Origin of the sequence: Vibrio sp. V30_P3S12P165, assembly GCF_009904905.1 — a bacterium.
In the GTDB taxonomy this organism is placed as follows: domain Bacteria; phylum Pseudomonadota; class Gammaproteobacteria; order Enterobacterales; family Vibrionaceae; genus Vibrio; species Vibrio fujianensis.
Map to the genome: position 1 here is coordinate 62,159 of NZ_WXWH01000041.1, position 11,796 is coordinate 73,954.

The window sequence follows — 11,796 nt, forward strand, 5'->3', positions numbered from 1 at the left end:
GTCTCACAAGCATGTGTAACCAGCTAGTAAAAAACATGTTAAATAACAACAATAAGGAGTCGTTATGCCTTGGATCTATGCCGTTGTCGGGCTATTAGTGGGGATGGTGGTTGGGATTGTCATTGCTCGTCTTACCACACCACACTATAAAAATCAGAAATCTCTACAAAAAGAATTGGATAACACAAAGTTTGCCATGGAACAGCAACGTCAAGAGCTAGCGGATCATTTTGCTCATACGGCAGAAATGCTCGATATACTGGGAAAAGATTACACCAAACTCTATCAGCATATGACAAAATCCTCTTCAGAGCTGCTTTCTAATCTCCCAGAGCAAGATAATCCATTTTTAAAAAAAATTGCGCAGCAAAATAAAGACACAGCAATATCAGAAGATAACGAGGAAAATCTAGAACAGCCCCCTAAGGATTATGCATTAGGTGCGACAGGCTTATTAAAAAATGAAGAAAAAGCCATCCTTCACTCTTCAGAGGTGATCAGCAGTAAAACGAACTAGCCTTGCTTTAATTAAAGTACGGCCAAAGCGCAGTAAAAAGTAATGAACTTTGCAAAGGTTTTTAAGTCATAACTCTCATTCTGTCTGTTGAAGTTTTTATAAAAAGACACATATAAACGACATCAGGCTTTAATTCATTGAGGAGTGTTACGATGAAAAAACCTTTGCTTGTTTTCACAGCATTAACCTTAAGTTTAAGTTCTCTCATCACCCCGTTACAAGTCAGTGCTGCGTTGCCTCTCTCTGTACAAGGTGAGCAATTACCAAGCCTAGCCCCGATGCTAGAAAAAATCACCCCCGCAGTGGTTAGTATCGCAGTTGAAGGAACTCAGGTTTCTCGCCAGCGTATTCCCGATCAATTTCGCTTTTTCTTTGGCCCAGATTTCCCTACCGAACAGTTCCGTGAGCGCCCTTTCCGAGGGTTGGGCTCCGGCGTTATTATTGATGCTAAACAAGGTCATGTCGTGACCAATTATCATGTGATTAATGGTGCGGAAAAAATTCGAGTCCAACTGCATGATGGCCGAGAGTTTGATGCGGAACTGGTTGGTGGCGATCAAATGGCAGATATCGCGCTGCTAAAACTCAATAAGGCTAAATCACTCACTCAAATGCCGATTGCAGACTCAGACGCACTACGGGTCGGTGATTTTGCCGTTGCAATCGGTAACCCTTTTGGTCTAGGGCAAACGGTCACTTCCGGCATTATATCTGCTCTGGGTCGCAGCGGATTAAACATTGAAAACTTTGAAAACTTCATTCAAACCGATGCGGCGATCAACAGCGGCAACTCTGGCGGAGCATTAGTCAACCTAAACGGTGAATTAATTGGTATTAACACCGCCATTCTTGGTCCGAATGGCGGGAATGTTGGAATTGGTTTTGCAATTCCAGCCAATATGATGAAGAACCTCACCGACCAAATCTTAGAATTTGGTGAAGTAAAACGTGGCATGCTAGGGGTTCAAGGTGGAGAGGTATCTTCGGAATTAGCCGATGCTTTAGGTTACGAATCCAGTAAAGGCGCTTTTGTCAGCCAAGTGGTACCAGACAGCGCCGCAGACAAAGCTGGTTTAAAAGCCGGTGATATTATCGTTTCAATTAACGGTCGAAAAGTGGATACTTTTTCAGAACTGAGAGCCACGATTGCAACATTAGGCGCAGGTAAGCAGGTTAAACTCGGTGTCATTCGTGACGGTAAAGAAAAGACCTACCATGTCACGCTTGGTGAGCAAGCTAATAGTAAAACCAAAGCTGATAACCTACACCAAGGGCTGTCCGGTGCAGAACTCACTAATACGACAGAAAATGATGTCATCCAAGGGGTGAAAGTTACTCAAGTCGAAAAAGGATCTCCGGCGGAAGCTTATCAAATTCAAAAAGACGACATTATTATAGGAGTCAACCGTCAACGAGTCAGAAACATTGCAGAGTTGCGTGCAATTTTAGATAAATCTCCCTCAATATTAGCGCTTAATATTCAGCGAGGTGATCGGACTATCTATCTTGTTGTTCGGTAAAAAGTGGATAAATAACATACAACAAAGGGCAGGGTTATACTGCCCTTTTGTGATTTTTCTAAGCAATGTTATTCTTCATGTTTAATACCGGCCCATCAACTCTGTCAAACTGTATTGGTGGGAAAATAGCTATTGATGCGCAACCAAAGCGTATTACTACCAACAGACTTTTTGACTAATATAACCTATCTATATGGGTTAAACTCGTCTTATAACACTTTATTGATTTGGGGAAAACATGCTGAAATTTCTGGTTCGTTCTGTTGGATTTGGCTTGCTTGCTGCCATTGTGGTGATTCTCGCCGTTCCCTCTTTACGTGCCCCTATTTTTCCTCAAGCAAGTGAAGTTCCAACACACATAGGTTCATTGCAACTTTCCTTTAATGAGGCCGTGCGACGAGCCGCTCCTGCCGTCGTCAATATCTATAGCCGAAAATATTCAGAAAGTGACCGAAGTAAGCTATCCACCCAAGGGTTAGGCTCCGGAGTTATTGTGAATGAAAAAGGCTACCTTATTACCAATTATCATGTCATCGCTCAAGCGGATCAAATTATCGTCGCCTTGCAAGATGGTCGTATCGCAGCGGCTCAGTTAGTCGGGCAAGATCGCCGCACAGATATTGCAATTTTACAAATAGAAGGTAATAACTTACCCGTTATTCCACAAAACCCTCACTACCAAGCTAAAGTCGGCGACGTCGTTTTAGCGATTGGAAATCCTTATAACTTAGGGCAAACGACTACCTTTGGTATTATTTCTGCAACGGGACGTTCATCGATTAGCGCAGATGGCAGACAAGCCTTTATTCAAACCGATGCGGCTATTAATGAGGGCAATTCAGGCGGAGCTTTGGTTAATACCCAAGGTGAGTTAGTTGGAATTAATACCGCTTCTTTTCAACAAGCAACAGATCTTGAAACCTACGGTATTTCATTTGCCATCCCTTTCGATCTTGCACATAAAATTATGGAAAAAATCATTGCCGATGGACGGGTTATCCGTGGTTATATCGGTGTGGATGGGCAAGATATTAATTCCGTCACCTCGCGATTACTGGGTAGCGAACATATTGGTGGCATCGTGATTTTGGGTGTCGATCCAACTGGCCCTGCGGCAAAAGCAGGGTTTATGGTTCGTGATATCATTTTGAAAATCGATGGACAAAAAATTAATGGTCGGCAAAGTGTGATGGATACAGTTACGGATTTACGTCCAGGCACCGCAGTTGAATTTACTCTGCTTCGTAAAGGTCAAGAAATCATTGTCCCCGTCACTATCGCGGAAGATACTAGAGAATAACCATTACGTCCGATAATTAATAAGCCGATAATTAGTATAAAAAAACGGAGCCTAATGGCTCCGTTTTTTATGAGAACGCGAGTTCTAGCATTACTTCTTAGCAAGCTTCTCTTTAATACGAGCAGCTTTACCAGAGCGATCGCGTAGGTAGTACAATTTGGCACGACGTACTGCACCACGGCGTTTCACTTCAATGCTATCAACAACTGGAGAGTGAGTTTGGAACGTACGCTCAACACCTTCACCGTTAGAGATTTTACGAACGGTAAACGCTGAGTGTAGACCACGGTTACGGATTGCGATTACAACACCTTCATAGGCCTGTAGACGCTCACGGTCACCTTCTTTTACCTTAACTTGAACCACAACAGTATCACCTGGTGCGAACTTAGGTAGGTCTTGCTTCATTTGCTCTTGTTCTAGAGCCTTGATGATATTACTCATTTTTTAAATTCCTAGAATAAACTGATACTAAATTTAATAGGTTACTGGTGATGAGTTTCTTTAATAAACTCGGCCAATAATTGTTCCTGTTCGTCAGTCAGAGCTAGGTTTTCCAGGAGCTCTGGTCTTCTTAGCCAAGTTCGACCTAACGACTGTTTGAGTCGCCAATGACGAATATCCTGATGATTGCCAGACATCAGTACCGCTGGTACTGCTCTGCCATCCAATACTTCAGGGCGCGTATAGTGTGGGCAATCCAATAAGCCATTCGCAAAAGAATCTTCTTCTGCTGACGCAAAATCGCCTAAGACTCCCGGTATAAACCGAGAAACCGAGTCGATCAACGTCATCGCTGGGATTTCTCCCCCGGTCATTACAAAATCACCGATTGACCATTCTTCATCAACTTCTGATTCTATAATGCGCTCATCTATCCCTTCATAGCGGCCACAAATGAGTAATAAATTATCATTGTTAGCCAACTCTTCGACTCCTTGCTGATCGAGTTTACGACCTTGGGGAGAGAGATAAATCACTTTCGTCTTACCCGGTGCAGCGGCTTTAGCGGCATGAATGGCATCACGCAAAGGTTGCACCATCATTAACATGCCTGGACCACCACCATATGGTTTATCGTCTACAGTGCGACGTTTATCGCTTGTAAAATCACGAGGATTCCAACTTTCAATAGATAATAAGCCTTTTTTTACCGCTTGGCCTGTTACTCCAAAATCCGTCACGCTACGGAACATTTCAGGAAATAGGCTGATAACCCCAACCCACATGTGTTCTTCGCCTTATCGATTCAGAGTTAAAACGCAGGATCCCAGTCAACTTCGATCCGTTGAGCGGTGCGATCAATGTGTTTGATCACTTGCTCTTCAAGAAACGGAATTAATCGTTCCTTTTGTCCAAAAGCATCTTTTAGATTTGCTTTCACTACCAAAACATCGTTGGAGCCAGTTTCTAACATATCGATAACTTCACCAAGATCATAACCTTGTGTTGTTACCACTCGCATGCCAAACAATTCCCGCCAGTAGAACTCATCTTCTGACAATTCAGGTAATGCAGCTGGATTAATTGAAATTTCAAAGTTAGTCAGTAGGTTTGCATCTTCACGAACATCAAGCCCTTGAAGTTTTACCACCAAACCTTTGTTATGGCGTTTCCAACTTTCTACTTTGTATTCTACCCATTCGCCCTTTTGGTTTACTAACCAAGGGCTATAATCAAAAATGCTTTCAGCGTTGTCTGTGTAGGACAAAACTTTAAGCCAGCCACGAATGCCATAAGAAGCACCAAACTTGCCTACAACAATTTTTTCGCTTTGCTTGCTCATTATTTTTTTGCCTTCCATCGACATAAACTAGTCATGATTGAATTAAGCCGCTTTTTGAGCGTCTTTTACTAGTTTAGCTACGCGATCTGATAAAGATGCACCTTGTGATACCCAGTGGTTCACGCGATCTAGATCAACACGTAGGCCTTCTTCTTGACCTGTTGCGGTAGGGTTAAAGAAACCTACTTTTTCGATAAAACGGCCAGTAGAAGCGTTGCGGCTGTCTGCTACAACGATTTGATAAAATGGACGCTTTTTAGCGCCGTGACGTGCCAAACGAATGGTTACCATGTCGTCCTCTTTGCTTTCTCAAAAATAAAATTAACCCCAGCAACTATTCGATTAAAAACAGTTTGGGGTCTCGTGCCAAAATAAAGCCTCGGAATTTTACTCTTATTCCGAGGCTTTGCAAGGGCTTTAGCCAATTTTTCACCACCAAAACCCAACAACAATTACTGTGAGCGTGTTAGCAGTTTAATAAAAGATTCTTAATCTACTGTTCAAGCTCATTTTATTCACCAAGCTTAACGGCCAAAGAAACCACCACCACCAAAACCACCTCCCATCATGCCTTGCATATTACGCATCATGCCTTTCATGCCGCCTTTTTGCATTTTTTTCATCATTTTCTGCATTTGGGTAAACTGTTTAAGCAACCGGTTTATATCTTGCACTTGGGTTCCAGAACCTGCGGCGATACGTTTTTTGCGCGAGCCTTTGATTAAATCAGGATTTTGTCTCTCTTTCATGGTCATCGAATTGATGATAGCTTCCATCTGTTTAAACATCCGGTCATCAACTTTATCTTTAACACCGGCAGGAAGCTGAGACATACCCGGCAGCTTGTCTAACATGCCCATCATGCCACCCATATTCTGCATTTGCCCAAGTTGCTCACGAAAATCTTCTAAATCAAAGCCCTTTTTCTCTTTGAATTTTTTCGCTAGTTTTTCTGCTTTTTCATGGTCAACATTACGCTGTAAATCTTCGATCAGCGACAACACATCGCCCATACCTAAGATCCGAGAGGCGACGCGATCAGGATGGAAAGGTTCTAAGGCATCCGTTTTTTCACCAACCCCTAAGAATTTAATGGGTTTACCTGTGATATAACGGACAGATAACGCCGCCCCACCCCGTGCATCACCGTCAACTTTAGTAAGAATGACGCCAGTCAATGGTAGTGCATCACCAAAGGCTTTAGCGGTGTTCGCTGCATCTTGCCCTGTCATGGCATCAACCACAAATAAGGTTTCAACAGGGTTTATGGCTTGATGTAATGCTTGAATTTCACCCATCATTTGTTCGTCGACCGCTAAACGACCTGCGGTATCAACAATCAAAACGTCATAAAACTTTTTCTTGGCGTGCTCAACCGCTGCCGTGGCGATATCAATCGGTTTTTGATCGGCTGAAGAGGGGAAGAAATCCACCGCTAGATCACTGGCTAGTGTCTCAAGTTGTTTAATTGCTGCCGGACGATATACGTCAGCAGAAACCACCAAGACTTTCTTCTTATCGCGCTCTTTCAGTAATTTAGAAAGTTTACCGACACTGGTGGTTTTACCTGCCCCTTGCAGGCCAGCCATTAAAATCACCGCTGGTGGTTGAGCTGCTAGATTTAAAGCCTCATTAGCCGCCCCCATTACCGCTTCGAGTTCTTGACGGACGATCTTAATAAATTCTTGACCAGGGGTAAGGGATTTAGAAACCTCAACGCCAACCGCGCTTTCTTTCACTCGACTGACAAATTCTCGCACCACAGGCAATGCAACATCGGCCTCAAGTAAGGCCATACGAACTTCACGTAAGGTGTCTTTGATGTTGTCTTCAGTAAGACGCCCTTTACCACTGATATTTTTCAGCGTGTTAGATAATCGATCTGTTAAATTCTCAAACATTTTTTTCTCTTCGCGATTAGGCGATCAATACTCTTGAGTATACCTTAGCCTATTGGCTAGGCATACCCATTGCGGAGTAACAAACGGGTTTCTTTATAAGATTGGGTTATACGGCAATATCTCAACACTTAAAAACGATAACGATCCAACGTAGCCCATTGAGGCTTAGCAAGGTATAATTCTTTAATTGAGCAACCAATTTTGTGACAAGTATGGATAACCTAATCGCTATCGTTGCCGCTGTTTTATATTTTTTGTCGATTGCAGCCATTGTCCCAGGACTGGTCAATCAAACAGGCGTCAAAGCAAAAACTGTTTTTATTAGTGCCGCATTGGGGCTCTTTTTTCATGCCTGGTTACTCGTCGGGCTAATTTTACACAGCTCCGGTCAGAACCTGAGTATTCTTAATGTCGCCTCATTGATCAGCTTTATTATTTCTTTGGTGATGAGTTTAGCGATGTTTAAAGCTCGTCTGTGGTTTTTACTGCCGGTGGTATATAGTTTCTCGGCGATCAACTTATCCTTAGCGGCATTTCTTCCTAGTACCTTTATTACCCATTTAGAACATGATCCCAAATTAATGGTGCATATCTCTTTTGCGTTATTTTCCTACTCAACGTTGTCGATTGGGGCTCTTTATGCGCTACAACTGGCGTGGCTTGACTATAAATTAAAGAAGAAAAAAGGGTTATCCATTAATCCAAATCTTCCTCCATTGATGATGGTTGAACGGCACTTATTTAAAATCATTCTAATTGGTAACCTACTGTTAACGGGAACATTATTAACCGGATTGTTTTTTGTTCAAGATATGTTTGCTCAAGGGAAAGCCCATAAAGGCATTTTGTCTTTTATTGCTTGGATTGTGTATTCCGTTTTACTGTGGGGACATTATCAAAAAGGTTGGCGTGGACGTAAAGTTACTTGGTTTGCGATTGCGGGAGCCACACTATTAACCTTGGCCTATTTCGGCAGCCGTTTTGTCAGAGAAATTATTCTCAGATAAGATCACACGGATCATTGTTCATTTTAATTTTATATAAGGAAACAGTGCGTTTTGGACGACATCTCAACGGGTATCTTATTTGCGCTACTCGCGTGTCTTATCGTTATTTCAGCCTACTTCTCAGGCTCAGAAACAGGGATGATGGCTCTTAACCGTTACCGCTTAAAGCATCTAGCAAGTACCGGACATAAAGGAGCACAACGCGTTGAAAGATTACTCAGCCGCCCAGACCGCTTAATTGGTCTTATTTTAATCGGCAATAATCTAGTTAATATTCTCGCTTCCGCCATCGCTACCATTATCGGGATGCGTTTGTATGGCAATATTGGCGTGGCCATTGCCACCGGAGCACTCACCTTAGTGGTATTAGTGTTTGCTGAAGTGACCCCAAAAACATTGGCGGCGCTTTATCCTGAGCGTGTTTCTTACGCCAGCAGCATTGTTCTAACTCTACTTATGAAGCTGATGGCACCGTTAGTGATTTTTGTCAACTTGATCACTAACGGTTTTTTACGCTTACTTGGCGTTCGAGCGAAGCATGGTGGTGATGATCCACTCAGTTCCGATGAACTGCGCACAATAGTCAATGAAGCTGGCCGACTCATCCCTCGCCGCCACCAAGATATGTTGCTATCCATTCTCGATCTCGAACATGTCACGGTGAATGATATTATGATCCCTCGAAATGAAATCACCGGCATCAATATTAACGATGATTGGAAATCCATCATCCGGCAGTTAACCCACTCCCCACATGGGCGAGTCGTACTATACCGCGATAATATTGATGAAGCAGTTGGTATGCTGCGCCTGCGAGAAGCCGCCCGCTTGATGCTCGAAAAAAATGAATTCAATAAAGAACGATTGTTTCGGGCCGCTGATGAAGTTTATTTCATTCCTGAAGGTACGCCGTTAAATGTGCAGTTACTGAAATTCCAACGCAATAAAGAGCGCATTGGGCTTATTGTTGATGAATACGGCGACATTATCGGCTTAGTAACATTAGAAGATATTTTAGAAGAGATCGTTGGTGAATTTACCACCTCAATGTCTCCTAGTCTGGCGGAAGAGATCACACCACAGGGGGATGGCAGTTTCTTAATTGAAGGCAGTGCGAATATTCGAGATATTAATAAGAGTTTGAAATGGAACCTTCCAACGGATGGCCCAAGAACATTGAATGGTTTGATTTTAGAACATCTTGAAGAGATCCCAGAAAACCATTTAAGCGTCAAAGTTGCCAACCACCCCATGGAAATTATAGAGCTAGAAGAAAATCGCATTAAACTGGTGCGCGTTTTTCCTCGTAAAGTCAAAAAAGCGCAATAGATTTCGTGCACGATTTCAAACAAAAAGGCTTGGTCACATAAGACCAAGCCTTTTTATCTCAGAGACAATTCAATCAGTCAATTTTTAAGGCGTTAAGCATCGCTGCGGGTAAAGCTAACTCATCATTTTTATTGACTTGGATTCCGGCATCAATAACTTGCTTAGCAATCGCTTTAGCTTCAGATAAAGAATGCATAGCAGCCGTACCACATTGATATTCGTTCAGCTCAGGAATGTTATCTTGGCTTTCAACCTTAAGAACGTCGTGCATTGCGGCCAGCCAGGCGTGGGCAACCTGCTCTTCACTAGGTCGACCAATTAAGCTCATATAAAAGCCGGTTCGACATCCCATCGGTGAAATATCGATAATTTCCACGGCATCACTATTTAAGTGATCCCGCATAAATCCAGCATACAAATGCTCTAGCGTGTGAATTCCTTTTTCAGATAAAATCGCTTTATTGGGCAACGTAAAACGCAAATCAAACACCGTAATTGTGTCGCCTTTCGGTGTTTGCATCGTCTTAGCCACGCGTACCGCGGGCGCTTGCATTCGTGTGTGGTCAACCGTAAAACTATCTAGCAATGGCATATACTTCTCTCCTTGAATCTATCCCTAAACGAGACTATTTTGTTTTCGTAGATCATAAGGGTAGCAACCTGGCTAACAACCGGTTTTAGCTTGCAAGTTTATTCTGTTAAATAACTAAAATAGGCGCATAAAAACTGGTCAAAAGTCTGAGTTTCTTGTTGTTCTATCGTGTACTGAGCATCCAATGAACGTCTAGCTTCTTGCTCCATGATTACTGCTGAATAAATCTGATAAGTATGATTTAGATTTATCTGTTGATAGGCCTCACCCAAGCTACGACCAACCTTACCCAATCCCCCCATTTTGAGAGTTTGCTGAAGAATTTGAGCTGATAACGTTTTTTCTGGATGATCAATCCAATCAACTAATTGTTGGCAAACCTCTTGATAAGCAGTATCACCATTAGCTTTATCCATCTGCTCAGCAATTATGGTTAGATCAGCGAATACACGCTTTGCCCACGACGCTAACGTTAACTTTTCGCCATGACAACCTATTTTCAACTCAAGACCAGGCCTGCGTCCTTCTAATACCACTTTGCGCCAGTTATCACGCCAGCATTCCAGTTCACAATTATCCATAGGATCAGAATCGGACAATGCAGTCCATGTAAGGAAGAGATCCAGGAAGCGAATCTGCTGCTCGGTAATCCCTATCGGACTAAATGGATTCACATCCAGCGAACGAACTTCGATATATTCCACCCCACCACGCGCTAAAGCATCGGACGGTTTTTCACCCGCTTTTGCCACTCGTTTAGGACGAATAGGTGCATACAGCTCATTTTCAATTTGTAGGATATTGCTATTCAATTGTCGATATTCCCCATCGACTTTAATCCCGATTTTGGCAAATTGCTCGGAAGGCGTTCTGATTGCTTGGTTTAACCCTGCCAAATATTGCTCAATGTGGTTGAAACCAATTTTCAAAACACTTTGCGCATGATTGGTATACCCTAAGTCACTCAAACGCAATGAGGTTGCATAAGGTAAATAAAGGGTTTTACCAATAGATTCGAACGGTAGATCGGTTTTACGATCTTGAATAAAAGAAGAACATAAGGCTGGTGACGCCCCAAAGAAATAAGGAATCAACCATCCAAAACGATAATAGTTACGAATCATTGCAAAATATGCCGCTGATTGACTCTCTTGGCGATCTTCTTCTGTCTGTTCGCCATACAGGGCATCCCAAAAGGTATCTGGAAATGAAAAGTTAAAATGAACCCCAGAAATAATTTGCATAAGGCTGCCATAACGCTGCTTTAACCCCATGCGGTAGAGCGTTTTCATTCGACCTGAATTTGAACGGCCATACTGAGCCAGTTGGATATCATCTTCACAACCAACGTAGCAAGGCATTGATAACGGCCACAACTTTTCACTTCCCATTTGACTCTGAGCAAAATGGTGAACGTCAGCAAGCTGAGCCATTAAAGTTGAAACATCATGAGAAACGGGCGTAATAAATTCAAGCAGTGATTCAGCAAAATCGGTTGTTATCCAGCGATGTGTTAATGGGGAACCGAGACTTTGTGGATGAGGGGTTTGGGCAATAGCACCGTCGGCTGTGTAGCGTAAGGTTTCACGTTCAACCCCACGGCTGAACTGTTGAAAGATTTCAGGTTGGTTAGCAACTCGTTTAAGTCGCGCAGCAAAATTAGTCAAAATGAGATTCGCTTATATTGGTTATGTTTGAAATGCAGCTGAGCGTAACTTGTCTCTTGCAAATAAAATGCTAAACCACCGGCTTCCTCGATGACCTAGCGTTGAGCAACTGACTTTTCCTCGTGCAACTCACTGAGTTCAACAATGCCTCGAAATGAGTAGCAAGCAGCCAAATAA

General features: G+C 42.8%; 12 protein-coding genes. 5 read left to right on the plus strand and 7 right to left on the minus strand.

Annotated features, from left to right (window positions below; all coding sequences use genetic code 11):
• The first annotated feature begins 64 nt into the window (after positions 1-64).
• The 3 genes from zapG to degS all read left to right on the plus strand — a co-directional run bounded on the left by zapG (position 65) and on the right by degS (position 3,337).
• Complete coding sequence (gene zapG / locus CAG57_RS09105) at positions 65-517, plus strand: Z-ring associated protein ZapG (protein ID WP_161430633.1); 453 nt, start codon at positions 65-67, stop codon at positions 515-517.
• A gap of 152 nt (positions 518-669) precedes the next feature.
• A complete protein-coding gene (locus CAG57_RS09110; protein WP_099611801.1) occupies positions 670-2,037 on the plus strand; it encodes a Do family serine endopeptidase in 1,368 nt (455 codons plus the stop codon).
• A 238-nt stretch (positions 2,038-2,275) separates the two neighbouring features.
• Positions 2,276-3,337 (plus strand): outer membrane-stress sensor serine endopeptidase DegS, encoded by a 1,062-nt coding sequence (gene degS / locus CAG57_RS09115; RefSeq protein ID WP_161427178.1) that lies wholly within the window; start codon positions 2,276-2,278, stop codon positions 3,335-3,337.
• A gap of 90 nt (positions 3,338-3,427) precedes the next feature.
• Here degS and rplS read toward each other — a convergent pair whose 3' ends face one another.
• The 5 genes from rplS to ffh form a co-directional block, all read right to left on the minus strand.
• Positions 3,428-3,781 carry a 50S ribosomal protein L19 gene (gene rplS, locus CAG57_RS09120; protein ID WP_099611800.1) on the minus strand — a complete coding sequence of 118 codons (354 nt, stop codon included), beginning with the start codon at positions 3,779-3,781 and terminating at the stop codon, positions 3,428-3,430.
• 41 nt (positions 3,782-3,822) lie between these two features.
• Positions 3,823-4,566, minus strand: a complete 744-nt coding sequence (gene trmD, locus CAG57_RS09125; RefSeq protein WP_099611799.1) for a tRNA (guanosine(37)-N1)-methyltransferase TrmD — start codon at positions 4,564-4,566, stop codon at positions 3,823-3,825.
• 26 nt (positions 4,567-4,592) lie between these two features.
• Positions 4,593-5,147, minus strand: a complete 555-nt coding sequence (gene rimM, locus CAG57_RS09130; RefSeq protein WP_099611798.1) for a ribosome maturation factor RimM — start codon at positions 5,145-5,147, stop codon at positions 4,593-4,595.
• Between the two features lie 18 nt (positions 5,148-5,165).
• On the minus strand, positions 5,166-5,414 hold the full coding sequence (rpsP, locus tag CAG57_RS09135) for a 30S ribosomal protein S16 (protein ID WP_099611797.1): 249 nt from the start codon (positions 5,412-5,414) through the stop codon (positions 5,166-5,168).
• Positions 5,415-5,647: 233 nt separating this feature from the next.
• On the minus strand, positions 5,648-7,024 hold the full coding sequence (gene ffh, locus CAG57_RS09140) for a signal recognition particle protein (protein WP_161427177.1): 1,377 nt from the start codon (positions 7,022-7,024) through the stop codon (positions 5,648-5,650).
• Positions 7,025-7,236: 212 nt separating this feature from the next.
• Between ffh and CAG57_RS09145 the strand changes: the two genes are divergently transcribed.
• Together CAG57_RS09145 and CAG57_RS09150 are read left to right on the plus strand one after the other, a co-directional pair.
• Positions 7,237-8,031 carry a cytochrome C assembly family protein gene (locus tag CAG57_RS09145; protein WP_099611796.1) on the plus strand — a complete coding sequence of 265 codons (795 nt, stop codon included), beginning with the start codon at positions 7,237-7,239 and terminating at the stop codon, positions 8,029-8,031.
• Between the two features lie 51 nt (positions 8,032-8,082).
• Complete coding sequence (locus CAG57_RS09150) at positions 8,083-9,360, plus strand: HlyC/CorC family transporter (RefSeq protein WP_161427576.1); 1,278 nt, start codon at positions 8,083-8,085, stop codon at positions 9,358-9,360.
• Between the two features lie 73 nt (positions 9,361-9,433).
• Here the strand turns inward: CAG57_RS09150 and luxS are convergent, their stop codons facing one another.
• Positions 9,434-9,952 carry an S-ribosylhomocysteine lyase gene (gene luxS / locus CAG57_RS09155; RefSeq protein WP_099611795.1) on the minus strand — a complete coding sequence of 173 codons (519 nt, stop codon included), beginning with the start codon at positions 9,950-9,952 and terminating at the stop codon, positions 9,434-9,436.
• 98 nt (positions 9,953-10,050) lie between these two features.
• A complete protein-coding gene (gene gshA / locus CAG57_RS09160; protein ID WP_161427577.1) occupies positions 10,051-11,619 on the minus strand; it encodes a glutamate--cysteine ligase in 1,569 nt (522 codons plus the stop codon).
• Between the last annotated feature and the right edge of the window lie 177 nt (positions 11,620-11,796).